General features: G+C 31.3%; 24 protein-coding genes and 1 pseudogene. 18 read left to right on the forward strand and 7 right to left on the reverse strand.

What is annotated here, in order from left to right; translation table 11 throughout:
- The first annotated feature begins 19 nt into the window (after positions 1-19).
- From L3B98_RS07600 to L3B98_RS07625, 5 genes are all read left to right on the forward strand, one after another.
- Positions 20-1,027: an electron transfer flavoprotein subunit alpha/FixB family protein gene (locus tag L3B98_RS07600; protein ID WP_238916170.1), complete on the forward strand. Its 1,008-nt coding sequence runs from the start codon at positions 20-22 to the stop codon at positions 1,025-1,027.
- Positions 1,028-1,221: 194 nt separating this feature from the next.
- Positions 1,222-2,985 carry a methyl-accepting chemotaxis protein gene (locus L3B98_RS07605; protein WP_238916171.1) on the forward strand — a complete coding sequence of 588 codons (1,764 nt, stop codon included), beginning with the start codon at positions 1,222-1,224 and terminating at the stop codon, positions 2,983-2,985.
- Positions 2,986-3,499: 514 nt separating this feature from the next.
- A complete protein-coding gene (locus tag L3B98_RS07610; protein ID WP_238916172.1) occupies positions 3,500-4,168 on the forward strand; it encodes a TetR/AcrR family transcriptional regulator in 669 nt (222 codons plus the stop codon).
- Positions 4,169-4,173: 5 nt separating this feature from the next.
- Positions 4,174-6,825, forward strand: a complete 2,652-nt coding sequence (locus L3B98_RS07615; RefSeq protein WP_238916173.1) for a PEP/pyruvate-binding domain-containing protein — start codon at positions 4,174-4,176, stop codon at positions 6,823-6,825.
- Positions 6,826-6,991: 166 nt separating this feature from the next.
- A complete protein-coding gene (locus L3B98_RS07625) occupies positions 6,992-7,444 on the forward strand; it encodes a helix-turn-helix domain-containing protein (RefSeq protein ID WP_343073675.1) in 453 nt (150 codons plus the stop codon).
- A 564-nt stretch (positions 7,445-8,008) separates the two neighbouring features.
- Here the strand turns inward: L3B98_RS07625 and L3B98_RS07630 are convergent.
- Complete coding sequence (locus tag L3B98_RS07630) at positions 8,009-8,413, reverse strand: TetR/AcrR family transcriptional regulator (RefSeq protein WP_275298389.1); 405 nt, start codon at positions 8,411-8,413, stop codon at positions 8,009-8,011.
- A 294-nt stretch (positions 8,414-8,707) separates the two neighbouring features.
- On the opposite strand from L3B98_RS07630, the gene L3B98_RS07635 reads away from it, so the two are divergent.
- From L3B98_RS07635 to L3B98_RS07655, 5 genes are all read left to right on the forward strand, one after another.
- On the forward strand, positions 8,708-9,424 hold the full coding sequence (locus tag L3B98_RS07635) for a CoA transferase subunit A (protein ID WP_238916175.1): 717 nt from the start codon (positions 8,708-8,710) through the stop codon (positions 9,422-9,424).
- 12 nt (positions 9,425-9,436) lie between these two features.
- Positions 9,437-10,090 (forward strand): 3-oxoacid CoA-transferase subunit B, encoded by a 654-nt coding sequence (locus tag L3B98_RS07640; protein WP_015392188.1) that lies wholly within the window; start codon positions 9,437-9,439, stop codon positions 10,088-10,090.
- 608 nt (positions 10,091-10,698) lie between these two features.
- A complete protein-coding gene (locus L3B98_RS07645; RefSeq protein WP_238916412.1) occupies positions 10,699-11,133 on the forward strand; it encodes an acetoacetate decarboxylase family protein in 435 nt (144 codons plus the stop codon).
- Positions 11,134-11,583: 450 nt separating this feature from the next.
- Entirely contained in the window at positions 11,584-12,981 is a 1,398-nt protein-coding gene (locus L3B98_RS07650) for a glycoside hydrolase family 43 protein (protein WP_238916176.1), read from the forward strand.
- Between the two features lie 418 nt (positions 12,982-13,399).
- A complete protein-coding gene (locus tag L3B98_RS07655; protein WP_238916177.1) occupies positions 13,400-13,603 on the forward strand; it encodes a hypothetical protein in 204 nt (67 codons plus the stop codon).
- A gap of 145 nt (positions 13,604-13,748) precedes the next feature.
- Here the strand turns inward: L3B98_RS07655 and L3B98_RS07660 are convergent, their stop codons facing one another.
- From L3B98_RS07660 to L3B98_RS07680, 5 genes are all read right to left on the reverse strand, one after another.
- Positions 13,749-14,513 carry an AAA family ATPase gene (locus tag L3B98_RS07660; protein WP_275298390.1) on the reverse strand — a complete coding sequence of 255 codons (765 nt, stop codon included), beginning with the start codon at positions 14,511-14,513 and terminating at the stop codon, positions 13,749-13,751.
- Positions 14,510-14,704, reverse strand: a complete 195-nt coding sequence (locus L3B98_RS07665; protein WP_015392197.1) for a hypothetical protein — start codon at positions 14,702-14,704, stop codon at positions 14,510-14,512. Before L3B98_RS07665 ends, L3B98_RS07660 begins: the two co-directional genes overlap by 4 nt.
- On the reverse strand, positions 14,704-16,626 hold the full coding sequence (gene cooS / locus L3B98_RS07670; RefSeq protein ID WP_238916178.1) for an anaerobic carbon-monoxide dehydrogenase catalytic subunit: 1,923 nt from the start codon (positions 16,624-16,626) through the stop codon (positions 14,704-14,706). The genes L3B98_RS07665 and cooS overlap by 1 nt, the downstream gene beginning before the upstream one ends.
- 42 nt (positions 16,627-16,668) lie before the next feature.
- Positions 16,669-17,133 (reverse strand): 4Fe-4S dicluster domain-containing protein, encoded by a 465-nt coding sequence (locus L3B98_RS07675; RefSeq protein ID WP_015392199.1) that lies wholly within the window; start codon positions 17,131-17,133, stop codon positions 16,669-16,671.
- A gap of 295 nt (positions 17,134-17,428) precedes the next feature.
- Positions 17,429-19,363, reverse strand: coding sequence for a sigma 54-interacting transcriptional regulator (locus tag L3B98_RS07680; RefSeq protein WP_238916179.1), 1,935 nt, complete (start codon positions 19,361-19,363; stop codon positions 17,429-17,431).
- Between the two features lie 273 nt (positions 19,364-19,636).
- On the opposite strand from L3B98_RS07680, the gene L3B98_RS07685 reads away from it, so the two are divergent.
- The 8 genes and pseudogenes from L3B98_RS07685 (at position 19,637) to L3B98_RS07725 (ending at position 24,566) form a co-directional block, all read left to right on the forward strand.
- Positions 19,637-19,867: a hypothetical protein gene (locus L3B98_RS07685; protein ID WP_238916180.1), complete on the forward strand. Its 231-nt coding sequence runs from the start codon at positions 19,637-19,639 to the stop codon at positions 19,865-19,867.
- 391 nt (positions 19,868-20,258) lie between these two features.
- Entirely contained in the window at positions 20,259-21,128 is an 870-nt protein-coding gene (locus tag L3B98_RS07690) for a MurR/RpiR family transcriptional regulator (RefSeq protein ID WP_238916181.1), read from the forward strand.
- Between the two features lie 129 nt (positions 21,129-21,257).
- A complete protein-coding gene (locus L3B98_RS07695; RefSeq protein ID WP_238916182.1) occupies positions 21,258-21,557 on the forward strand; it encodes a PTS lactose/cellobiose transporter subunit IIA in 300 nt (99 codons plus the stop codon).
- A gap of 33 nt (positions 21,558-21,590) precedes the next feature.
- A complete protein-coding gene (locus L3B98_RS07700) occupies positions 21,591-22,109 on the forward strand; it encodes a PTS glucose transporter subunit IIA (protein WP_238916183.1) in 519 nt (172 codons plus the stop codon).
- A gap of 27 nt (positions 22,110-22,136) precedes the next feature.
- Positions 22,137-22,397 (forward strand): annotated as a pseudogene (locus L3B98_RS28870) (conjugal transfer protein); the annotation flags it as partial.
- 88 nt (positions 22,398-22,485) lie between these two features.
- Entirely contained in the window at positions 22,486-22,926 is a 441-nt protein-coding gene (locus tag L3B98_RS07715) for a MarR family transcriptional regulator (RefSeq protein ID WP_015392205.1), read from the forward strand.
- 63 nt (positions 22,927-22,989) lie between these two features.
- The gene (locus L3B98_RS07720; RefSeq protein ID WP_015392206.1) at positions 22,990-23,613 is read left to right on the forward strand and encodes an L-2-amino-thiazoline-4-carboxylic acid hydrolase; all 624 of its coding nucleotides are present in this window, start codon (positions 22,990-22,992) and stop codon (positions 23,611-23,613) included.
- 137 nt (positions 23,614-23,750) lie between these two features.
- On the forward strand, positions 23,751-24,566 hold the full coding sequence (locus L3B98_RS07725) for an SDR family oxidoreductase (RefSeq protein ID WP_238916184.1): 816 nt from the start codon (positions 23,751-23,753) through the stop codon (positions 24,564-24,566).
- An 839-nt stretch (positions 24,567-25,405) separates the two neighbouring features.
- Here L3B98_RS07725 and L3B98_RS07730 read toward each other — a convergent pair.
- Complete coding sequence (locus tag L3B98_RS07730) at positions 25,406-25,957, reverse strand: TetR/AcrR family transcriptional regulator (protein ID WP_238916185.1); 552 nt, start codon at positions 25,955-25,957, stop codon at positions 25,406-25,408.
- Between the last annotated feature and the right edge of the window lie 207 nt (positions 25,958-26,164).

Genomic DNA, 26,164 nt, shown 5'->3' on the forward strand with positions numbered 1-26,164 from the left:
AATAGGAGGGTAATTTATTATGAATATAGCAGATTACAAAGGCGTTTGGGTCTTTGCTGAACAAAGAGAAGGCCAATTGCAAAAAGTATCTTTAGAACTACTTGGTGAAGGTAGAAGAATTGCTGATGAATTAGGAGTAAAGTTAACAGCTTTATTACTTGGAAATAATATAGAGACACTCGCTAAAACTTTAGCAGAACATGGTGCAGATGAAGTTTTAGTTGCTGATGATAAAAACTTAGAACATTATACAACTGAAGGTTACACTAAAGTTATTTGTGACTTAGCAACTGAAAGAAAACCTGGAATCTTATTTGTAGGAGCTACTTTTATCGGAAGAGATTTAGGTCCAAGAATAGCTGCTAGATTATCTACTGGATTAACTGCTGACTGTACATCATTAGATGTAGATGTTACAAATGGAGATCTTTTAGCAACAAGACCAGCCTTTGGTGGTAACTTAATGGCTACAATTGCATGCCCAGACCATAGACCACAAATGGCTACAGTAAGACCAGGAGTATTTGCAAAAATTACTAATGATCCATCCAAATGTAACATTGAAAAAGTTACTGTTACATTAGCTGATTCGGATATTAGAACAAAAGTATTAGAAACAATTAAATCAAAGAAAGATATCGTTGATATAGCTGAAGCTGATTTTATAGTTGCTGGAGGTAGAGGAGTTGGAAATAAAGAAAACTTTACACTACTTAAAGAGTTAGCTGATGCTTTAGGTGGAACTGTTGCTGGATCAAGAGCAGCTGTTGAAAAAGGATGGATTGACGGAGCATACCAAGTTGGTCAAACTGGTAAAACTGTTAAACCTCAAATATATATAGCTTGTGGTATATCAGGAGCTATTCAACACGTTGCTGGTATGCAAGATTCAGATCTTATAATTGCTGTTAATAAGGATGATTCAGCTCCAATAATGAAAATTGCTGATTATGCAATAGTTGGAGATCTTACAAAGGTAGTCCCAGAATTAATAGCTCAAGTTAAAGAAATTAAGAGTGCTGAATAATTCAGTTTAATTAGGGTTTGCTAAGCAAGCCCTAATTTCTGTTAAAAATTTGCTTCTTTAAGTTAAATCTAATTAAGTGATTTTTCCAAAAAAGTTACAAAAGAGATATAAAATTTTTAGAATTATGAAACACTTTTAACTTAAATCAATAACCAACATTTCAATAATAAAAAAGGTATATTGGGGGAATACAAATGCTAGAAAAATCAGTTAAAAAAAGTACCAGATTCGCAATTAAAACAAAACTTATTTTAGTAATGCTACTATTATTAAGTATACCTGTACTTATACTTGGACTAATCAGTTATTATGTTGCTAAAGCTGAGCTTGAAAATAACGGAAAGATTTTATTAAAAAATAGTGTTGAGATGACATTACAAGCAATAGATAACAATCAGAAACTTGTGGAGCAGGGAAAACTAACCCTTGAGGAAGCTCAAGAAAAAGTTAAAGAATATATGCTTGGTAAAAAACAAGCTGATGGCACAAGACCAATTAATAAAAATTTAAGTTTGGGACAAAACGGTTACCTACTGGCATATACTCAAGATGGAGTTGAAGCAGTTCATCCAAGTTTAGAAGGTAAAAATGTGTTAGATTCAAAAGATAAAAAAAATGGCAATTTGTTTGTTAAAGATCAGATAAAAATAGCAAATGATGGTGGCGGATATTTAACTTATTACTGGACTATTCCTAATTCAGATAGTATTGCAGATAAAATAACTTATCAAAAGACTGATCCTCATTGGGGTTGGGTAATTTGTGCTGGAACTTACATGAATGATTTTAATGTTGGTTCAAATAAAATTTTTATTACTACTATCATTATATTATTAGTGGTGTTTATTCTAGGTTCAACCATCATAATGATTTTTTCAAAACACATATCCACTCCAATTAAAGAAATCAGTAGTGCAGTAGATGCGGTGGCCTTAGGTAATTTAAATATTGAAAGGTTAAAAATCAAAAATAGAGATGAAATCGGTAATTTGAGCGATTCATTTAATGTAATGGTTAAAAATGTTAATTCCTTTATAAGTTCAGTTAAAAATTCAGTTGATGTTGTTTTTGACTCTTCTCGATTGTTAGATGAAATAGTTTATGAAAATACTGCTTCAATTAATGAAGTTGCATCATCTGTTGAAGAAATTGCCAAAGGCTCAAGTCAACAAGCTAGAGAAACTGAGAGCGGAGTTCTCAGGGTAAAAAATTTATCAGAGAAGATAGATTTAGTAACCAAACTAACTGTAGAAACCAACGATATTGCAATTGAAACAGCTGATATAAGCAATAAAGGTCTAAATGCAATTGAGTTACTATCAAAAAAATCAGATGAAAATAATACAGCTACTGAAAAGACGAGTGATATAATAATGGAAGTTGATAAAAATTCTGTTGAAATTGGAGTTATTACTGAAGCAATAAGTCAAATTTCAGAACAAACAAACTTATTATCTTTAAATGCTGCCATAGAAGCTGCTAGAGCTGGCGAACAGGGAAAAGGTTTTGCTGTAGTTGCTGAAGAGATTAGAAAATTGGCTTCACAATCTTCAAGGTCTGCTGAAAAAGTTAAAGAATTAATCATCGGGATACAGGATAAATCAAAAATTGCTGTAAAAACTATAGAATCTGGAAAGATTATAGCTAAAGAACAAAGTAAATCAGTACTAGAAGCCAAATATATATTTAGTGAAATATTAAAATCTGTAGAAAAAATTACAGATGATCTAAAAAACTTAAAAACTTACAGCCTTGAAATGGAGAATGAAAAAGACGAATTAATTGATGTTTTAGAAACTCTTTCAGCTTCAACTGAAGAAAATTCTGCAGCTACTGAGCAAATTTCAGCTACAAGTGAACAGCAATTAGCAAGTATTAATCAAGTAGCTAAACATACTCAAGACTTGACTCAACTTGCAGAAAAACTTAAAGAAGCAGTTGGTGCGTTTCAAATTTAAAACATGTTAAATCTATTAAAATAAAACAAGTGGACTTAATATGATCGGGAGATGCATTCGTTGGAGATGTGTTAAAGCAGTTGTCTGAAATTGAAGATAAGAGAGATTTGAGTTTTGAAGAGTGGAAAAATATAATGAAAAAGCTATAATAACAAGATAAATAAAAACTTCGCTTATAAGTGATACGGTAAATGCAAGATAAGTGAATACTGACTTAACTAAAATTGAGACCCACGACGAATTGTCGTGGGTCATTTGATTGTAGTTAGAATACCACCTGGTGATACTGATAATATGGTTTTTCACAACATATTAAAGGAATGATTAAAGCAAAAGTGCATTAACAGATAAAAACAATCTGATTATACTAAGATAGAAAATGAGTAAAAATTTTAATTTTTACCAATATTAATTCTTGACAAACGAACTGGTAAGGAATAATATTCAAATATACACAATGTGTAAAATTACTAAATGTATAAGAAGATACAAAGTGTAAAAAAGAGGTGAAGAGATGGATGTAAGAGATATATCTACTGAAAGTAGAATTGAGAGAAAAAAAAGAGAAACTAGAGAGAAAATTGTTAAGATTTCTATGAATTTATTTCAGGATCAAGGCTTCAATAATACAACAATGGAGCAAATAGCAGAAAAAACGGATATAGCAAGAAAGACGCTTTATAATTATTTCCCAGTAAAAGAAGCTATAGTTGATGAATATGTAAGAGGAATTTCACAAAAATTAGCTGGAGAAAATCTTGAAACTATTTGGAAGCTTCCAAATACTAAATCTCGATTAATAGCTTCGCTTAACCATACTTATAGTTGGGTTGAAAGCAACAAGGAAATTATGGGGATATGTATGAATTATCGCCTGCGAAATATGTGTAATGATTCAAAGGCTCAAAATGCTGAGACTGGAACTCAAAGTATCTTGAACCAAATTATTAGCAGAGGGCAGGAAACAGGTGAAATTAGAAAGGATATTTCAGTTAAACTATTGGTGACTCATATAAATATTCTTCGAAGTGCAATGACCTTTGAATGGGTAAATAGTACATCAAGGTTTGAACTTCATGATGAAATAGCTAAATTGGTAGATTTGTTTCTGTATGGAGCAGATAACCGATTAGATAGTTCCAAAAAATCTGAGCTAGATAATATAATAAGTCAGGAGGAATAATAGAGATGAAGTATTTTTTTACTTGGAAAGAGGCATTTAAATCAGATGCATCACTGGTAGGAGGTAAGGGATGGAATTTAGGACGCTTAGACAGATATGGCTTTAGTGTTCCACAAGGAGTAGTTCTTATTGCTAAGGCTTATGATGAGTATATAAAATATAACCAATTTGATAAAGTAATCAGCAATTTATCTTCAATAATTCATCTAAATAATTTAGATGAAGGCAATGTTAAGGATGGACTGGATCAATTAAGAAAAAAAATAATGAATGGTTCAATGCCGCCAGCTATTGTTGAGGAATTATCAGGGCTTCTAAATAGCAGTGGGAAATTAAAAAAATCGTGGGCAGTAAGATCTTCAGCAGTTGCAGAGGATTCTGCAAAGGCTTCATTTGCTGGCATACATGATTCATTTTTGAATGTTTGTGGTTTAGAGGAAATTCTATCAGCTGTGAAAGAGTGTTATGCTTCGTTGTGGTCATCTCGGGCAGTTGCATACCGTAGAAACATGAATATAAATGATGATGATGCGACAATGGCAGTAGTGGTTATGGAAATGGTGGAGGCGCAGGCAGCTGGAGTAGGGTTTACGTGCGATGTCCAAACAGGACGTCAGGATGTTATGATTATTAATGCCAATTTTGGATTAGGTGAGTCAGTTGTGAATGGTACAGTGGAGCCAGATACATATTATCTAGAGGCTCAAACATTAAACTCTGAAGCAAAGTTAATCCAGCGAAAAATTGGAAGCAGGCAAGGGATGACTGTGTTAAATGAGGAAGGCGGAACTAAACTTATACCAATTGACTCAGCTGTTTCGCAGGTATTGTCTGACCAGAATGTCAAAAAGCTAGGTCGTCTTTTGCAGAGAGTATTTGATGCTCTTGGAAATAGTGAGCAGCATCAGGATGTGGAGTGGGTTTATAACGGTAGGGATTTTGTTTTAGTCCAAGCCAGACCTGTGACTATTCTTCCAAGAAAGACTTTTCCTGCTTTACAGGAACAGAATGATGTTTGGTCTAATGGCAATTACAGAGATTCTGTTCCTATGGTGCAATCTCCTTTAAACCGTCGGTTAATGAAAAATATCATTGATATCATACATCATACGAGTTTTACAAGCTTAGGTTATAAACTACCCGTTGGAATACAGTTTTCTAAGTTTTATAATGGAAGGATTTACTGTAACTTATCAGCTTACCAGTGGGGTCTGTATGCTTCTATGGGGGGACGACCAGAGGGATTTAATGATTTTTGGGGAGGTCATCAGCCAGCGATTAATATTGGTGATCAGAAACCAGAACCTGGATTTGAAGATCGTGCAATGAAGTTCAGTGAGCTGGTTAATGAGGCTAGGAAAAATGCTCCTAAGATTTGGGAGGAGGTGTCGACTTCAATTCAAAAGATAACTGGAAGCAGGCTTGAAACTTGGAAGGATCAGGATTTTATTGCTGGTTATGATGAGTTAGGACAAATTGCCGGAATGCTTGCTAAGGAATTCAACTTTTTAGCTGCGGTTGGTAGCGTACCAGTGTTTATGCTAATTCAAAGTCTGAACAAATACTTTGAGGGCAGAGAGCTGATGATGCTGAATGCATTGATGATAGGTGGAACAGATGGCATCACAAGCGCTGAACATGGGTATAGGCTGGTGGAATTGGCTGAAATTGCAAGAAAAGATGTAGATGCTGCAAAATATCTTAGTGAAATCTCTTTTGATGCATTGGACTGGAGAGAACTGCCTGATAATTCTCCATTTAAGAAGGCTTTTTGTGAATTTGTCAAAGAATATGGGCATCGTGCAGTATATGAATTAGATATCATCAATCCTCGTTGGAATGAGGATCAGACTTATCTTCTAGGTATTATTCAGAGTACTGTGAATATAGCAGATATTAGTAAATTGAGAAAAGAGCAGAAAGAGAAACGAGAACAGGTTTGGAAGGAGATTAAAGATAAAGTCCCAGATTCTGAGCAAATTGCTATAAGAAATTTAGTCAAGGAGTGTCAGATCGGGGCTGGAGTTCGTGAGAAGACAAAATCAGTATTAGCTGAAGTCATGGAGGCTTATCGAATAATTGCCAAAAAATTAGGTTTCCGTTTTTATGAAAGAAATCTCATTAAGGAAGCAGAGGACATATTTTTCTTTACTTGGTCGGAAATTTTTTCTGTATTAAATGGAGAATGGAACGGAATTGGACTTCAGGCTCTTATTGATATGAGAAAAGATTGGAAGAAAGAAATGGAATTGTTAGCTCCGCCAGATGTAATTTTAGGAGAGACACCAAGGTTTGAAAAACAGGTTAGTTGTATTTCAAGTAATTATCTAGAAGGCGTACCAGTTGCTGCTGGAAAAGCCTCAGGATTAGCTAGATTAATCAGACATCCAGATGAGGGAGTACGATTACAGCCAGAAGAGATTATGGTAGTCCCATCCACTGATCCAGGGTGGACGCCACTGTTTTTAAAAGCAGGAGCTGTTGTTATGGAAACAGGAGGATTTTTATCACATGGAGCTATTGTAGCAAGAGAATATGGAATCCCGGCAGTAGTAAATGTACCAGGAGTAATGGGAATTATTAAGGATGGATGGACAATATCCGTAGATGGAAATAACGGTAAAATATTTTTTGATGATAAGGACATTAAAATTTGATAGGGGAGAGTTTTGATATCTGTGTCATAATTAAGTAGAATACAAAAGAAGGAGAAGCTTACTATGGAATGAAGTAAGAAAAACATATCCAAATAAATGGATTGTATTTGATAGTTTAAAACAACACGAAGAAAATAATAAATTAATCATTGAAGACGTAGCAATAATAGAAGTTTATGAAGCAAAAGCATACCTTGCATTATTAGAAGAATCACCATTAACAGGCTATGCAGTAGCGAAAAATTCAGGTGTACCACGTTCAAAAATATATGAGGTTTTAGATAGTCTTGCTATGCGTGGAGATATTTTAATTAGCCATGGAAGTACACAACAGTACGTTCCAATTCCAGCAAAAGAACTTATTAAAAATCGTCGGGTAAAAGCTGAAGAAAATTTTAAACTTGCAGAAAAATCTTTAGAACAATATAATCAATCTGCAAAGAATCGTGAGAATATCTGGAATATAACTGGTCATGACGAAATACTTGATAAAGTAAAAGAATGCATCATCTCAGCAAAACATAGAATTCTGATTGAACTTTGGAAAGAGGAATTCAAAGAATTAGAATCTGAATTAAAAAAGGCATCTGATAAAGGAGTAGTAGTAACCATTATTTAGAAAATTTATAGAGGTAAAACTTATTAAGTTGAATGATTTAAATCAATTACTATGTTCGGTACTAAAAGTTCTATTACTTACTACCGATACGGTGAACAGTATCATAAATAAAATAAAACTTCCAATTATTCATACAATGGGTAGTTATATAAACAGAAAACTAATTAAATGATAGATAAAGTTTAGGGCAAGTATAATAAGTGAATGCGAAAGTTATTAAAATTGGAGAATAGTGCAGGGGTTAGTTACGCTTCGCCTCCACCATGAAACCCACGAAAATCTAAAATTTGGATTTTCGTGGGTCTTTTATTTTGTAGATTTAAAATTATTAATAGTGAATCGTGCTGTAAGTAACATAGAATATTTTAATTGATAGAAAGTAGTAAAAAAGTAACACACTCACTATGAACAAGAGGAGTGTAATAAATTAAAAAAACTATTTTTTTTCGCTAAATATATCACATAATAAACTCATGATAAAGTTTATAAAATCATCCTCATTGAGTGAAAAATGATCTGTGAATGTTTTGCCTGATATAGAAAACATATGAAAGAATTCTGTTATTAAAAATTCAGAGAATGAGTTAATTTCATTGTGTCAAAATCTGTTCTTATACTTCCGTCTGCCTTTCCTTCATCAATTATCTTTGCAATTTCTTGAGCCAATTGCTCACTAACTTTATTAAACTCAATACGTTTAGCAGAATTTTCTGCTGTAGGCTTAATATACCCAATATAGTTCATTAAGTTCAATGTATTAGGAGAGTCCTTATAAAATTGAAAATAAGCATTTGTTAAGTGTTTAAGCTTTTCAATTCCGTTATTTCCATTTACAACTGCATTCTTAAGCGTACAGAAAAGGCTTTCAAATCCTCTAATTATAACTGAGAACAGTAAATCTTCTTTATCAGTAAAATACTGATAAATAGTTTTTCTGGTAAATTGCGATTCCTTAGCTATCGCTTCCATTGAGGCTCCATTATAGTAAAGACTTTTTCGGCAGCATTTATGATATCTTTTTCTCTTACTAATTTTTCTTTTTCTTTTCTAGAAATTGTACACATAAAATGTTTGCAGGTATTTTATATGAGACTTCTTAGGTAGTACACCTCTAAATTTGGATAAAATTGGAATATGGATTACTTAATAATAATAATATTATTATAAGAATTAAATTTCTAAGAGGGGAAGATTGATATCAAGGCATAAATTTTCTTTAATAATCCATAGTATATTATAAAAATTTTGGGGGTGTACAGAAAAATGGCAAAGATTAACACAGTACAAGAAGCGGTAGAAAATATTAAAGATGGTATGAAAATTATGACAGCTGGTTTTTTAGGAGTAGGTGCTCCATTAAAGATGATAGATGCATTAGCAGAGACAGATGTTAAGGACCTTACACTTATTCAAGCTGTATCAGCTCACCCAGGAGAAACTCACGATGTTGGTAAGCTTGTGGCAAATAAAAAAATAAAAAAATTTATAGGTGCACATATTGGAACTTGTCCTGAAATACAAGAACAATATAATGCAGGTACATTAGAAGTGGAATTTATACCTATGGGAACTATAGTAGAATGTATAAGAGCTGGAGGAGCTGGGCTTGGTGCAGTTATAACTCCAACTGGTCTTGGAACTGAAATTGAAAAGGGAAGAGATAAACTTATTGTAGATGGAAAGGAATATTTAGTATTTCCATCAATAAAGGCAGATATTGCACTAATTAAGGGTTATAAAGCTGATAAACTTGGGAATATCGTATATAGAGGGACAACCAAAGGAACAAATACAAGTATGGCACTTGCTGCTGATTTAGTTATAGCTGAAGTAGATGAAATTGTAGAAGTGGGTGAAATTCCCCCTGATAGTGTTGGAACACCAGGCATATTAGTAGATATAATAGTTCAAGGTGATTCTCTTGAAGATAGAACAAAATATTTTGAAGATTTATGGACACGAACTAAAAAAATGAAATAGGGGGTTAAAAAGATGAATGGTAAAGAGATAATTGCAAGGAGAATAGCGAAAGAGTTTAAAGAGGGAATGGTTGCTAATTTGGGATTCGGTATACCTAATATGGCTGCAAACTATTTACCAGAAGGGATGGAAATAATACTACAATGTGAAAATGGTGCATTGAGGTTTGGAGCAACTCCTAGCATAGGGGAATCTGATCCAGACTTAGCAAATTCCGGTGGAGCTCCAATTACTTTATTACCAGGAGCATCAACATTTGAAATGGATCTATCCTTTGCAATAATAAGAGGAGGACATGTTGATATAACTGCATTAGGTGCTTTAGAGGTTGATCAAGAAGGAAATATTGCTAACTGGAAGATACCGGGAGTTTTTGCACCAGGTATGGGAGGTGCAATGGACCTTTTGGTAGGAGCAAAATATGTAATAGCTGCTTTAAGTCATAATGATAAAAAAGGTAATTCAAAGGTGCTAAAAAAATGTACATTACCTTTATCAGCTGCAAAGTGCGTTGATCTTATAATTACAGATAAAGCAGTTATGAAGGTTACAGATAAAGGATTAGTATTAATGGAGGTGGCACCAGGTTTAACTGTTGAGGAAGTAGTAAAGATAACTGAGGCTGATTTACTAATAGCTGATGATGTCAAGGAAATGGAAATATAATAGGACAATTGCTAATGCTGTAAATAGAGCTAGAATATCTTTGGAGGTAAGCTTACAAGATTATAAAATTATGCATTATGAAAATTATTAAAATGCTTATAATAATTAATTGTATAACATAGTATATAAATTTATTTAATAAATAGGCTAAGCATGATTTACAAATTTAAAATAATTCTTGCTTAGTCTATAATTATATGAAATAGTTCAGTATATTAAAAAATTATTTATGCTGGGGGAAGTTACAGATGATAAATATTTTAATTGTAGAAGACGATTTACCTATATCAAATTTAATAAAACTTAATTTAAATATTACAAATTATGGAATGGCTGAATACTAACTTATATATTAAAGAAGGATAGAGTAAGTGGTGGATTTTAAAGGTCGTGCATCGCCTCCACCATGAAACCCACGAATCTAAAATTTAGATTTTGATGGGTTCTTTTATTTTGTTTTAAAAGTGTTTAGAAAAATTTCTATCAATAATAATTAAAAAGAAGTAATATTAAATTATTTCAAAACTAACAAAAGTGAATAATATCATAAATAAGTAAAGATAGTAATAAGTCTAATTTTTAAAAATAATTATGGAAAGGGTTTACCTATATTTAATTTCAAATATTCTAAATCGCCAGATGGTAAGGGATATGATTTAAATCCACGACTTGTAAAACAAGGGACAACAACAGATGCTAAGATGTTTAAAACCGGACAAGTTGAAATTAATTTTAAAGATTCTCCACATGATCCTTGGAGTGAATTAGAAGTTGTGAAAATGTTAGGTTGCACTTATACTATAGGCACTTCAGTACTTTTGAGAGGCAAAACTCTAGCAGAAGTAGATCCAAATAAGTTTATACTTTATGGGCAAATATTTCTTTTAAGTATTATTTTATGCGTTTGGAGAAAAATGTATGTATTTAATTTAAAAAATATGAGAATATGTAATTGTTTAAATAGATTAATAGTTACTTTTAGTTACGCTTATAAGCAAGGGGGTATTTATTTAAGAAATAGTATGATTTTCAAAAGGACATAGTTTTTTTAGTGAATTGCAAAACTAATAGAAAAGTAAATTTAAAGGTGAAAATAAAAAATGTTAAAAAGATCAAGTTCATTTTTATTGGCTTTAGCAACTAGTATTTAGCGTTGGAGTAAATACCAATACAGTGAAAGCTAGTGCAGCTACAACTATATGAACAATAAGTTCAAGTGCACTTGCAAAGATTCAAGGATATTCTAATCATCTTATTACACAAAAGTTTGGAGCAGATCCATTTGCGATGATCTATAACGTTAAGGTATACGTTTACATGGACGGTAATGCCTATGTATAGCAACGGAAAGCTAAAATGTTAGTTAAATCCAAATAAAAGAAAGTATGGATATTAAAATGATTTGAAGATAAAAAAGATATTATTCTAAAATCCATAGATTAAATATATCAAAATCAGAGAAATAAATTTATTAAAATTAAGGGGGTATTATTATGAAAAAAGTATTAAGTATGATAATTATTTCAGCTGCTTCAATACTACTTTTTCCAGTAGTATGCCATGCAGAGAATCCAATTGTACAAACTAGGTATACTGCTGATCCTGCTCCAATGGTTTATAACGGTACTTGCTATTTGTATACCGGGCATGATGAGGATGGATCAACTTACTACACTATGAACGACTGGAGATGCTATTCCTCAACAGATATGGTAAATTGGGTAGATTGTGGTTCACCATTATCTTACTCTACATTTAGTTGGGCAAAAGGTGATGCATGGGCTGGTCAATGCATTCCTAGAAACGGTAAATTCTATTACTATGTTCCTGTAAACCAAAAAAATGGGGGAATGGCAATAGGTGTTGCTGTTTCAGATAGTCCTACTGGACCTTTTAAAGATGCTCTTGGACATCCACTAGCTTCTACTGGTACTGGTGATATTGATCCAACAGTATTTATCGATGATAACGGACAAGCTTATTTATATTGGGGAAACCCTAATCTCTATTATGTAAAGTTAAATCAAGATATGATTTCCTATTCAGGAAGCATTGTAAAAGTACCTTTAACCACAGAAGGGTTTGGAGTGCGTAATGGAAATGCTCAAAAACCAACTTTATATGAAGAAGGTCCATGGTTCTACAAACAAAATGGAATGTATTACATGGTATATGCAGCTGGAGGTATACCTGAATATATTTGTTATTCCACAAGTACAAGTCCTACTGGGCCATGGCAATATAGGGGGAAAATCATGCCTACTCAAGGCAAAAGCTTTACAAATCATCCAGGAGTAATTGATTATAAAGGAAATTCCTACTTTTTCTATCATAATGGCGCTTTACCAGGAGGCAGTGGCTTCACACGTTCAGTATGTGTAGAGCAATTTAAATATAATGCTGATGGCACATTTCCAACAATAAATATGACTACAACCGGTGTACCTGCTATTAGTAATTTAAATCCATATGTAAAAACTGAAGCTGAAACAATTTGTACAGAATCAGGTGTTCAAACAGAAAAATGCAGTGAAGGTGGACAAAATATATCTAATATTGAAAATGGTGATTGGATAAAGGTTAAAGGTGTTAATTTTGGTACAGGTGCAGCATCTTTTAATGCAAGAGTAGCTTCAGCAACCAGCGGAGGGAATATTGAACTTCGTCTTGATAGTCCAACAGGTACTTTAATTGGAACATGTAGTGTTCAAGGTACTGGTGGCTGGCAATCTTGGGTTAATAAATCTTGTAAAGTAAGTGGTGCAAAAGGTGTACATGACTTATACCTAAAATTTACTGGAGGAAATGGTTATTTATTAAATGTAAATTGGTGGCAATTTAGTAGTAATGATTCCACAGGAGGAAAATTATCATATGGAGGAAACAATTAAGATATTAGTAAATAGATAGCATTATATTAAAAATATTAATTCAAATTTATGTTGTAGTTTTTAATACAGAATGAAAATAATACAATGAGTTGGTAAACAGTGTGATTACTCTTAAAGAAAGCACTGGCAAAATAAATTAATATACATTTCAATTTTGAGTAGTGTAATTTTGGTATCAGCATTTGCATTACATGCAAATGCTGCAACATCAGTAAAAATTCCAGTATTAATGTATCATAGATATTGATGTAAATCCTAATAAAAATGATACATGGCAAATAAGTTTAATTGAATTTAAACAGGAAATGAACTACTTAAAAAGTAATGGTTATACGACACTTACAAAGTAGAAACTTTAAAAGAATTTAAAGAAAAACTTGAAAGTGACAAAACTTTTGAGAATGTTGATATCATTAAATTGTTAGAATGGTTTCAAGATATACGCTATAGCAGTAAGGTTATTACAGATGATGATGTTTCCCGGATTAAACATTTTACTGCAAGTACAATAGAGGTAAAACTACAGGTAGGTGAAACATATGTATTGAATGTATATAGTAAAATAGGTGGTACAGAAACGTACACACTTAGAATTGTTAATTATATTGAATTATGGATGTAAGAATAAATGTTGTGACGCAGAATATTTTTAGTTGGTGGATTTTAAAGGTTGTGCTTCGCCTCCACCATGAAACCCACGAAAATCTAAAATTTGGATTTTCGTGGATTTTTTTCATGTAGGAATATTAGCTCTTACTCGATTAGGCTTAAATATTACTACATTTAGATATTATAAAATCTACTGTTTCAATTAGATTATCATCAGCTAAGTCAGCTGGAGATTTACCTTTTAAATCAGCTATAGAAATCAAATTACTATAAGGTATAGAAGAAAGCAGTTCTATATCATTAAGATAATCTTTTATAAGATTTAATTCTTCTTCATTTCGAACCTTATTAGCGATAGCATAGATATTATCTACTCCGATTTCCTTAGCCATTTTTTTAACATTTACAGCGGTTTCAAGACTTCTTTGACCTGGTTCTACAACTACAATAAATGTATCAATTCCCTGAGCAGTACCTCTAGAGAGGTGTTCAAGACCTGCTTCCATATCAATAATTACACTTTCCTGTCTCTTTAATACAATATGGTTTATAAGTCTTTTCAGAAGTTTATTTTCTGAGCAATAACAGCCAACCCCACCTTTTATAACTGTTCCAACAGCTAGAAAGTCTACACCTTCATGATGAATTGAAAAACGATCTGGGATATCTCCAACAAATGGGTTTAGAGTATAAAGTCCTTTTCCTATATCTTCTCCAGTACCCATCTTTTCCTCAATTAGTTTTTCCATCTCTGCTATTGGTTTGATTTCATGTTCTTTTATATTTATTCCTAGGGCAGAAGCAAAGTTTGCATCAGCATCAATTGCTAATACCTTATAACCCTTTTGAGCAAGTCTTCTCGCTATTAATGCAGATATAGTAGTCTTACCAACTCCACCTTTTCCGGTCATTGCTATTTTCATTTTTTTATCCTCCTTTTTTTATCTCTAAATAGTTTTCTTTTACATTTGCTGCAAGTTTTTAATAATTCTAAGTCGCTTTTAGATATATTCTCTATTCTTTTTTTTATATAATCTAATTTTATAAGTTTAATTGAGTCACCGCATTGAATACATTTATCAATTTTATCATAGTCTTTAATGTCAAAATCCATTATACAGTCCCCCTAAAATTAGATGTGATGTTTAAGGCTGCTCTTTTTTCTTCTATTGTTTCAATTATTATATGTGCAGCCTTTGATGGATCCTCTTCAACAATAAAATATCCATCTACTAAATTTTTCAATCCTAAAGTAAGAACATTGGTAACTAGCGTACTTCCGCTAACAGGAGGCATAAGTCCTATATGAAGTGGTAATCCAAGTCCGGCTACCCAAGTTCCAATTGATATTGCTTTCTCGCTCATAAGTTCTGGAGCAGAAGCTACTAAAGGTAGTTGATTAAGATCAACTCCTAGTTCATTAGCAAGAGCAACAGCTAGATCAACGCCGCGACTATTATCAACACAAGAGCCCATGTGAAGTACTGGTGGCAGTGGAGAATTCAATCCAGCTTCGTTTCCGAGCAGTGTTAAAACAGCTTTTAAACTCTCTCCGGCATATTTAAGAGTTGCTTCAGAATTCATCAATGAATTTTTGGCAAAGGCTCCAGCACCACAGCCTGTAGATAATATTAATATATTGTTTTCCAATAATGTCTTAGCCATTTCTACAAAGTTATGATCTTGAGTTATTTTAACATTATTGCATCCTGCAAATAGAGTAATTCCTCTGATATTTCCATTAACTATGTTATCAATTATGGGCCTTAGAGGTTTTTCATTGTCAATTTTGCTAAGAAGGTTAACTATAGATTCTGTGCTAAATCCAGCAATTATTTTATTTTTTTCCTCTGGAATTAATACTTTATTAGTATCACGCCTTTTAAAGGCTTCTATAGCTTTTCTAATAATTTCTTTTGCGTTTTCGATAGCTTTATCGCCTATTAAATCTGCATGGTCAGCACCAGATATCTTAGCTTCGACCATAGTTGTATATAGTTTTGTGTGATAACAGGATGCAATTTTAGAAAGAGAAGGCATAATACATTGTACATCTACAATCATTGCTTCTAGGGCTCCTGTAAGGATTACTAATTCTTGTGAAAGATAGTTAGAGGCTAGTGGTATACCCCTCCTTAATAAGACTTCATTTCCAGTACAGCAAACTCCCACGATGTTGATTCCACCTGGTGCTCCAGCATTTATTGCCTCCTGTTGCATTTCGTCTGCTACATCTACTATAATCTCGCTAAGTAATGGATTGTGGCCGTGAACAGCAATATTAACAGCATCAGCTCTAATAACTCCAAGATTTGCTTCACTAATTACTGGTTCTGGAGTACCAAACAAGATATCGGAAAGATTTGTTGAAAGCTCCATCCCAGTAAAGTCACCAAGAGCACATCTAAGACCAGCTAACAATAAGTTGATTGGATCTGCATCAGTACCCATATGAGTTCTAGACATAATATCTGTAACAGAAGATTCAATGTTGTTTAAGGCAACACCTAAACTATTAAGTTTGTTTAATCTGGATGTGGTTATATTGCTAGCTAGCCAAGTACAAGGGTCTTCTTCGAAACGAGAATAATCCTCTAAACTTTTATAAGCAACCTCTTTAGCTATATCATTTACACTTTTTCCATCAACATTTATATTTAATTTTTTAGCAACAGATTTTAGCTTTTCTACATCTTTAATTTCATAGTTTTTAGTCTCTCCTTTTGCAATATGCAAGATAGTCTTTGCAATTTCTTTTCCGTGAAGTGAATGAGCAGCGGTACCAGATGCTATCATTCTAACTAAATTACGAGCAACAATTGTATCTGCATTAGCACCACAAATTCCTTCTTGGGCTCCGTTTCCAAAAGGATAAATTCTACAAGGACCTTTCATACAAATTCTGCAGCAGATTCCTTTTTCGCCAAATCCACAAAGAGGTTTCATCTTTTCGTAACGATGCCAAACTAAATTAATTTTTTCTGCTTTAGCTTTATCAATTAGACAATTATTTGAACTGTTATAACATTTATTCATCTTTTATTCCTCCTAATATAATAAATTAATATGTGGTATTAATTAGATAAGGCCCAAAGCTTTAGTTGGACAGGCTGAGTAACAAAATGGGGCTTCATTATTAAGCTGTCTTTCAATACACATATCACATTTAACTGCAAGTTTTTTAATTTTAGAATCCTCATTGTAAGAAGTCATATTTATAACTCCATAAGGGCAAGCTTGTTGACAGATTCCACAACCTATGCATTTGTCTTCATTTAATTTCATTATATCTTGAACATCTTCAATGGCTTTATTAGGACATAGCTTTAGACAATAAGCATCCTTGCAGTGTCTACAGTAAACAGGAAATTTTAAGTTATCATTTTCAGTTATCATAATGTTTGGAATAATAGTTCTTTTATCAGCCTGACCATTAGCTATATATTTACTTAACTTTCCTGTTGCACAGGCCAATTCACAGCTTTTGCAGCCTAAACAGTGAGAAGGGTCAGAAATAACCAATTTTAGTGGCTTACGGTTCACACAAATCACTCCTTTAAATAATATTTAGAAAAATTAGTATCTGAAATAAATTTATATAAAGCAAATTTCATGCCAATACAGGAAATATATTGAAATTATTTAGAAAATTTATTAATAAACTTTTTTAAAAAGAAAAAGCACTGCTTTAATGGGATTTTTAATGATGTTTTAAATACATTCTTATAAACAATTAATTATTAGAATGGAATTTTATTGATTAGTATTGTATATTTTACTAAGAATTTAGTGTAAAAAAAATTTACAGTGTAAAAATTTTTTTACACTGTAAAAGTAGTCAGGCATCTATACTATATCTTTTCATTTTATTATATAAGGTTTGACGGGTGATTCCTAAAGCTTGGGCAGCAATAGTTTTATTATAATCATACTTCTTAAGAGTATTTACTATTAGTTCTTTTTCAACAATATTAATATCTTCAGATGAATTAATAGTGGATACATTAAGGTTTTTAATTGAATTTAACTCTTTTATAATATCTTTTTTAGTAATTTTATTAGTATCAGAATTTATAGCCAGTCTTTTTACTAAATTCTCAAGTTCACGTATATTTCCAGGCCAGTTATAGTGAATTAATTGTACCATTCCATCTTCTTCAACTTCTTTTATATCAAGATTAACTTCTTGACAAAAGTCAGATAATATCTTAGTTACTAAACTAGGTATTTCTTCAAATCGATCACGTAGAGAAGGTAATGTAATATTAATTACATTTAATCTATAATAGAGGTCTTTTCTAAAGGTACCCATAGATACCATTTTCTCTAAATTTTGATTTGTTGCCGATATTATTCTAATATCTAATTTCTTTGTAGTTATCCCACCAACTCTTTCAAACTCTTTTTCTTGCAAAAGTCGGAGTAGTTTGGACTGTATCTCTAGAGGAATATCCGCAATCTCATCTAAAAACACTGTTCCACCATCAGCAGACTCTAGCTTGCCTGCTTTACCATTTTTCTTAGCGCCAGTAAATGCTCCATCTTCATATCCAAATAATTCTGATTCAAAGAATCCTTTAGGAATGGTTGTACAATCAATGCAGATAAAGGGCTTATTTCTGCGTAGACTTTCGCTATGAATTACTTTAGCAAATCTACTTTTTCCAGTTCCACTTTCTCCTCTTAATAGTACAGTGGCATCAGTTTTAGACACCTTATTTATATAGACTCTAATTTCTTTCATCTTATCACTATTACTAATTAAATCTGAGTCATCAGATTCAGATTTTAATTCCATAGCCTTATATTTATAATATTTCATTTCTTTTTCCAAGAAGGATATTTTATCTAATAATAGCTTTATAAAATCAGATTCAAGAGGAATCAATTGATGGAGAACACCTCGAGATTCATCAACTGGACTTTCAAATATAATATAGTGATTGCCGTTAATAGTTTCTTGCCATATTGTAGGATTGCCAGAAGATAAGACTTCTTCATATTTTGTAGTCCAACCTAAGAACTTGATACTTTTCTTTTCAATGTTATAAGAATCTATATTAAAAAAATCTTTATATTGCTTATTAATTTTAATTATTACACCATTTCTATCAATTAATGCTAAACAATTTGTCATGCTATCTAATATTGTTTCATTAAAATTATTTATTTCTAGAGCAGTTTCTAAGCTTTTATTTAGTTGTTTGTTTAAGTTGCAAATCTGAGTTGAAGTATGCTCTATTTTATTATAGTTCTGTACCAATTTTAATGAGTGAAGAGTTAGGTTTAAAATATTGTTATCTCTTTTTATTAATTCAGAGTTTTCGTTAGATATGTTCGATAAAATATGGCTTTTAGTTAACTCAAACTCACAATAGCTATCTCCTAAGGTATTGCAGCACACCTCTATAGCATCCATATCCTGTCCGCAAATAGTACTTACAGCACCTGCTAAAAGACCACCTTCAAAAAAACAAACAGGCTTGCCAGTATATTTCATATCTTTACAGGTAAAGCATTCATATAATTGAATTACAATTTTTTCATAGGATATAAGGTTGATCCGAGCGTTACCTATACCAAGCTCTGAAACCTTTGTTATTAGCATATCATAATCTGTAATATTAAGACGGGTACCAAAATTTTTGGCAGTATTATAATATAGGTCTTCTTCAACTATTTTAACTTCATTTTGAGAGTTGAGTATGTTTATTAAAGATTTTAGGTTGGATTCTAACTCATTTGATTTTTCAACAGTTTCTATTTTCTTCATAGGCAAAATAACCTCCTTTCAAAATAAAGATTATTTATTATATTATAATAAAGTATATTACAAATTAAGCAATTTGGTAATATGTCAAGAAAGATGGAGGAAAATAAATTGAAAACTAGAAAGTAAATAAACGCAACAGCAATTATAGCAGTATTGGTATTTAGCGCATTTATGGCTACATTTAATGAAACTGTACTAAATGTAGCATTATCAAGTATTATAAAAGAAATGAATGTTACGCCTGGAACTGCTCAATTGTTAATTACAGTTTAAATGATAAGACCAATTATGATGAATACTGCATTACTAGTTGCTCCAAAAGAAAAGATATGTTCATTAATTCAGTTAAAAGGTGAAAATAAATACAAAAATTCAGAGAATAATATTATTGTCAATGGAAATCCATCACAGATGATGGTTATAAAGGAATACATCTATATAATCAAAAGAGTAATAAGCATTATTCAATTGAAATACAAGCAAATACTAAAAGCGATAGAATGATAAATGATTGGCTTCATATACATTTATAAATAATGAGGTTGATTTTATAAGTAAAGTTATTAAAATTGGAGAATAGTGCAGGGGTAGTTACGCTTCGCCTCCGCCATGAAACCCACGAAAATCTAAAATTTGGATTTTCGTGGGTCTTTTATTTTTTTGATTTAAAATTACTAATAGTTAACCATAAAATAAGTAAATTATTCAGGTAAATAAAATATAAGATAGATTATTTTGTAGTATTAGACTTATATTTATAAGTACAAAAAGTAGCATCTAATAAATTTCATATTAGTGTTAGAATAATATATTAAAAGACATTTAAATTTTGATTTTAATACAGTTGAGATATAATAGAAATAAATAAGAAAATATAGAAAGAAGAGTACATAATATGGTGATTGAGGAATTAAGAATAGGTAGAAATTTCACACAGAATGAAAAAACAATTTCTGAATTTATATTAAATCATCCAAATGAATTTCAAAAAATGACTAGTGAGGAATTAGGAAAGGTAACTTTTACGAGTAAATCTACTGTTGTTCGTTTATGTAAAAAGTTAAATGTTTCAAGTTATCAAGAATTAAAGAAAATATTATATTCAGAACTTAATGAGGAAAGAATACTTGGAAAAGAAGATGTATGTCCAACTTTAAATAAGAAAAGTACAAATAGAGAGATTTCGGATTTACTTCAACAGGTATACAAAAAAGCTATTGATGAGGTCAATTTGTTAAATAATCAGATTATTATAAATCGGATTATGAATCAACTAGTTGCAATGGAAAAGATAGAATTTTTTTCTACAGGAATAGGATATTCAGTACTTGAAACAGTATCTCATAAATTTAATTCTATTGGAATAGAAGGTAATGTAAGCAGCACTTTGAATGAACGTTATTTGGCATCTGCTAAAAAAAAGTTTAAAATAATGGCTTTTGTTTTGTCCTTTTCTGGAAATAATCCATTTGTTATACATGCAGCAGAAGTATTGAAGCATCTAGGAATATACGTAGTAGGGGTAGTAGGAACATTAAATGATGATATATCTAAGTATTGTGATGAATTAATAAATATACCATCAGATAGATTTGTAGAGGGAATGGATATGCCTTCAACCCAACATAGCATTAATTATATTTTTGATATGATGTTTACACGAATTTTAGCAAACCAATACGAGGAGATAATAAAAAGGCAGAAAGAAATACATTACGATTACGATAAAGATGTATTTGCAGTGACACGAAAGTATCAAAAATAAAATATAAATAAAAGAAGATTGTGAAACGGCGGTACAATATCCTTTAACTATATTGTGATTTAAATGATGCGGAGTTATATTCTTATTAAAGAAAATAAATCACATTTTAAAAGATAGGGGAGAAGAAATATGGAAGAAGCAATAATGGAACTAATAATGAATGCAGGATGTGCTAGAAGTAAGGCGATGGAATCAATAATGAAAGTTAAAGAGGGAAATTTAGAAGAAACAAAGAAAAGTATGGAAGAAGCAGATGAATTTTTATCAAATGCTCATAACGTTCAAACAAAATTAATTCAAGAAGAAGCAGCTGGAAAGAAAACAGAGATAAATTTATTAATGGTTCACGCACAAGACCACTTAATGAATGCTATGACTATAAAAGACTTGGCTAAAGAAATCATAGAAATGTATGAAAAATTTAGTTAGATTAAATAGAATAATTTAGCAGGAGATAGTGAAATGAATGATGTAAAATATAATGAAGGGACAACAGAAAGAAGACAGTATATACTAAGTCCTGTAGATGGAGAAATAATTAAAGAGTCTCAAATAATCGATAAGGTTTTTCAAGAAAAGTTATTTGGAGAATATGTTTGCATTCATCCGAAAAGCAGAAAATTATTATCTCCAGTTAGCGGAATAATTGAGAAAATAGAAAAGTATGAACATTATATTATAATAAGATCAGATTTAGGTACAAAAATATGGATATATTTAGGAGCATATGCTATTTCGCTAGATGGAAGGTATACAAAGGTAGTTGTTTCAGAAGGAGATAAAGTAAATGCAGGAGACGTGCTGATTATATGTGATTTTGAAGAAATTGAAAGGCTGGGATATGAAATTAAAATTATAATGTCTGTCATTAACCAAGATAATATATTGGATGTTATTTCTTTATCAAAGGAAGATGTAAAAGGGAAAGATAAAATATTAGTTGTTATTTTTGCCATGATTCGTGATAAATTAAGGTGGTAGTAAATGATTAGAGTGATTGCAGCAGATATGGATGGAACTCTGCTAAATAATAATCATGAAATGGATATAGAAACTTATTTGAATATTAAAAAGGCTTGTAAGCAAGGAATTCGCTTTATTATTATTACAGGACGTAATTTTCAAGGGGTAGTGGATGCTGCAACTATTGCAGAAATTAACGAATTTCTAAAGACCTTCTTTAAGCTCTATCCAACAGCAACAGAAAAGGAGCTTTCTTACTATGTAAAAGATAGTGCATTGAAGCCTATGGGTAAAGATTATGTCTTTGCACGGAAATGTATTTGGATTATTTTATAGTAACTAAAAAATATTGACAATATTCTTTAGTTACTACAAAATATATTTGGTGATAAAAATGAAACAAAATGAAATTCTAGAAAAAATAATTTGTTTTTCTAATAAAGTTAGTCAAAATAATAAAAGACCCAATAATTATGGAACTGAGCACACACTTTATTCAGCTGAAATTCATATGATAGAAGCTATAGGCAATCACAAAAATGCTAATGCTAGTGAACTTTCTACTATTATGGGAATTACAAATGGAGCTATTAATCAGGTAGCAAATAAACTTATTAAAAAAGGACTAGTTGAACAATATCGAATGAAAGATAATAAAAAAGATGTATTTTATCAATTAACACCTCAAGGAGAAATTGCTAATGTTGAGCATAGTAATTATCATAAAGAACAATATCATCATATGGAAGAATATATAGATGAACTTGTTCCGGAGGAAATTAATATCATAAATAAGTTTCTCGATGAATTAATTAATTCTTGGCCTCCCAACTAAAGGAGGCTTTATACAGGCATAATGTTTTAGTAACTAAAAAATATTTTTATGGAGGTATTAAAATTGAAAAAAAAATTTGAGTTAACAGAAATTACTACACCAATGTTATTAGAACTTTTAAAGGACGAAATTATTTCGCCAGAATGTTTTTTGAAAGAGTGTAAATCATCTCTCCAAAGTTTTCAGAGTACTATTGATAAAAAATTTCCGCCTGATTTAATAAATTTTATTTCAATGCCATTATGGGTATATATAAATTTAAAAAATAAGTTAGGCAATGAAAAAGCATTTGAAATAATGAGAATAGTATTGCTTACAGGGGGAGTAGCAATGCAAAGCATTCTGTTTAATTCTATTAATAAACCAAGAACTTTTGAAAATTTTATTGAACAGGAATTGCAAATTAATAAAACAGGAACAACTAAGTGGAATACTCTAGAAATAGTTTCTAAAGATAAAAATAAATTTGAGATAAAAATAACTAAATGCCTTTATCATGAATTAACAACTTCTTTACAAATTCCTGAAGCAACAAAATTAATCTGCCAAGTGGATAATGCAGTATTTAATTCTTACTTACCTGAAGAAATTACATTTCATCGCGATGGTCTAAATCAACGTATTGCAGATGGATGTAATGAATGTCATTTTACTTGGGAATGTAAAAATAAGATTGAACATAAATAATCAATAATATGTCTTAAATGATGTAAAAACTTATTTAAATTATGATGATTTACTTGGACAAGGGTGGCATATATCACTAGGAGTAAAGTAATTACAACATATATATAATATTTGTAATGTAAGGAGAGAAATTAAATATGATGTCAAAAGTAATTCTTATTACAGGTTGTTCTTCAGGAATAGGTAGAGAAATGGCTGAGAGATTATCTAAAAATGGTTACACAGTAGTTGCTACGGCAAGAAATTTAAATGATATGGAAAATCTAAATGTGGCTTTAAAACTTTCTTTAGATATTACTAACAATGAATCCATATTAGATGCAGTTAATAAAGTAATGCAACATTTTGGAAAGATAGATGTTCTGATTAACAATGCTGGTTATGCTTTCAGAAGTGCTGTAGAAGAAATATCAGATAATAATATTGAACAAATGTTTAATGTTAATGTTTATGGTATTATACGAATGATTAGAGTAGTTGTTCCCTATATGAGAAAGGAAAGGTCAGGTAGGATAATAAATATTAGTTCAATTGCTGGTAAAATGGTTCTTCCAGTCAGTGGTGCTTATTGTGCTTCAAAATTTGCGACAGAAGCATTAAGTGATGCACTTCGCTTGGAGCTATCAGCTTTCGGTATTTCTGTTGTAGTTGTAGAGCCTGGAAATATTCGAACAAACTTTATGAAAACAGTTCAAAATAATTCAGATAGAATCATATCAGACTCTAATTCTCCGTATGATGAACTATACAAAAATTATAAAACTTTTAACGATAATGCACGTACTAATGAACCAGGGCCAGAAGTTGTTTCTTTAGTTGTACAAAAGGCTATAGAAGCATCAAGACCCCAAAAAAGATATATGGCTGGCGTTCCATCTTTTAACCGCATGATGACTCATTTTGGAGACGGAGTGAAAGATTGTGTTGTTAAATCTCTTTTTAAGATAAAGTGATTCTGATAATCAAAAGGCTTATATTTACTTAAATATATTGAAAGTGAACATAAATGTAGGTGTATAAGTTTGGAATTTAAAATAAGTTATCAGTAGATATTAATGTATGTTAAATTTTCTGAAAGACAGAGAGATTGATTTATGGGAAGCGGACAAGATATTGCTATTTTGGGAGAAATAGTGTTGCCTTTATAATAAGGAAGAAAGATTAAGGGAAGAATTGTTAAGTATCATGTTAAAGTGCGTTCGTTGTGAAGAGAATTGGTAATTAACAATAAAGAAATAATTCCTTATGAAGTAACACATATAGATGCACATTCAGATTTAGGGTTTTCGTCAAATGTTAATTAGGGGTTATTTTACATCCATCTATGCGGAGGATATTCCTCATCGTGCAAAAAACTTACCATTAGCTTCTTTTATAATTCTTATTATGTATTGTGTATAAAAGAATATGCTGCTGTGCGTTAAATAAAAAAACCGATATTGCAGCAGTATTCTTTTCTTGCTCTCATTTAAATATAGTTATACGGCAGTTTTGAATAATCAAAGCCTTCATTTATATCATTAAAAGAAGATGAACGATATAACTTGCTTGTTAAAAAATTGAAAGGGAAGTTAGCTGGAGAAGATGAATGCAATAAATATTGAGAATCTTAAAAAATCTTATGATGGACAGATTGATGCTTTGAACAATATCAGTCTTTTTATACATATATATTCATAACTATATAAAAGTTTTGAATACTATTTTATGCTTATTATTGAGCATAATAAATTTTAATATGGATTTACAAAGCTTTGATGCACGTTTCGTCTTAATTGGTAAGGTGTTTGTTTTATTTAATTTGTGCTGTCATATTAAAGATAATTTCGGCCATTTCATATGTCGACTTGGTCAATCCATATTTCAGCCAGTGTTGTATTAGGCCAATACTTCCATTAAGCACAAATATAAAATAAAACTCCGTTGTCGATGAAGGTACTGCCAAATTCATTATTTCGCATTGCTCATATATCATCGTAAAAAGCTTTTTTTGGAAATTAATATCACCTCGTTCGCTGAGCAAAATCTGGATGTGCTTGTCATTGTCCGCGATGTATTGCAAAAATCCTTGGATAATATGTACGATACTGCTCTTGTCCATTTGACTATGAAGACTGTCAATAAATTTTCTAAACGATAATAGAACATCATTTTCGATTTTATGAAGAAGGTCGTTTTGGTCAGTATAATGCGCATAAAAAGTTGTTCTGTTTATATCTGCCCTTTCGCAAAGTTCTTTAATGGTTATTTTAAAAATGGGTTTTTGCTCCATTAGTTCCATAAGGGCATCTTGCAATGCCAGTTGTGTATATTTAGTTTTTCTGTTCTGTTTCATTTCTTTCATAAACATCCTCCTGTTCGCAGTATAAAATTTATAAATTCACATGCAAACCGACAAATGTGGATCATTATGTTGTCAACACAACAAATTAAAAACATCTGCAGGTTGTGAAAACAACACTGTGATGTTATTATAATTTTATCAATCTAGATTGTCAAGGACGGACTGGGCTCAGGAGGAGTTATCTTGATTTTTAGTTAGCCTATGCCG

The organism is Clostridium sp. YIM B02555 (assembly GCF_022320955.1).
Classification (GTDB): Bacteria; Bacillota; Clostridia; order Clostridiales; family Clostridiaceae; genus Clostridium; species Clostridium saccharoperbutylacetonicum.

Coding starts and splice junctions, on each gene's coding strand:
- L3B98_RS07600 (WP_238916170.1), top strand. CDS start 20: ATGAATATAGCAGATTACAAAGGCGTTTGGGTCTTTGCTGAACAAAGA.
- L3B98_RS07605 (WP_238916171.1), top strand. CDS start 1,222: ATGCTAGAAAAATCAGTTAAAAAAAGTACCAGATTCGCAATTAAAACA.
- L3B98_RS07610 (WP_238916172.1), top strand. CDS start 3,500: ATGGATGTAAGAGATATATCTACTGAAAGTAGAATTGAGAGAAAAAAA.
- L3B98_RS07615 (WP_238916173.1), top strand. CDS start 4,174: ATGAAGTATTTTTTTACTTGGAAAGAGGCATTTAAATCAGATGCATCA.
- L3B98_RS07630 (WP_275298389.1), bottom strand. CDS start 8,413: ATGGAAGCGATAGCTAAGGAATCGCAATTTACCAGAAAAACTATTTAT.
- L3B98_RS07635 (WP_238916175.1), top strand. CDS start 8,708: ATGGCAAAGATTAACACAGTACAAGAAGCGGTAGAAAATATTAAAGAT.
- L3B98_RS07640 (WP_015392188.1), top strand. CDS start 9,437: ATGAATGGTAAAGAGATAATTGCAAGGAGAATAGCGAAAGAGTTTAAA.
- L3B98_RS07650 (WP_238916176.1), top strand. CDS start 11,584: ATGAAAAAAGTATTAAGTATGATAATTATTTCAGCTGCTTCAATACTA.
- L3B98_RS07660 (WP_275298390.1), bottom strand. CDS start 14,513: ATGAAAATAGCAATGACCGGAAAAGGTGGAGTTGGTAAGACTACTATA.
- L3B98_RS07665 (WP_015392197.1), bottom strand. CDS start 14,704: ATGGATTTTGACATTAAAGACTATGATAAAATTGATAAATGTATTCAA.
- cooS (WP_238916178.1), bottom strand. CDS start 16,626: ATGAATAAATGTTATAACAGTTCAAATAATTGTCTAATTGATAAAGCT.
- L3B98_RS07680 (WP_238916179.1), bottom strand. CDS start 19,363: ATGAAGAAAATAGAAACTGTTGAAAAATCAAATGAGTTAGAATCCAAC.
- L3B98_RS07685 (WP_238916180.1), top strand. CDS start 19,637: ATGATAAGACCAATTATGATGAATACTGCATTACTAGTTGCTCCAAAA.
- L3B98_RS07690 (WP_238916181.1), top strand. CDS start 20,259: ATGGTGATTGAGGAATTAAGAATAGGTAGAAATTTCACACAGAATGAA.
- L3B98_RS07695 (WP_238916182.1), top strand. CDS start 21,258: ATGGAAGAAGCAATAATGGAACTAATAATGAATGCAGGATGTGCTAGA.
- L3B98_RS07700 (WP_238916183.1), top strand. CDS start 21,591: ATGAATGATGTAAAATATAATGAAGGGACAACAGAAAGAAGACAGTAT.
- L3B98_RS07715 (WP_015392205.1), top strand. CDS start 22,486: ATGAAACAAAATGAAATTCTAGAAAAAATAATTTGTTTTTCTAATAAA.
- L3B98_RS07725 (WP_238916184.1), top strand. CDS start 23,751: ATGATGTCAAAAGTAATTCTTATTACAGGTTGTTCTTCAGGAATAGGT.
- L3B98_RS07730 (WP_238916185.1), bottom strand. CDS start 25,957: ATGAAAGAAATGAAACAGAACAGAAAAACTAAATATACACAACTGGCA.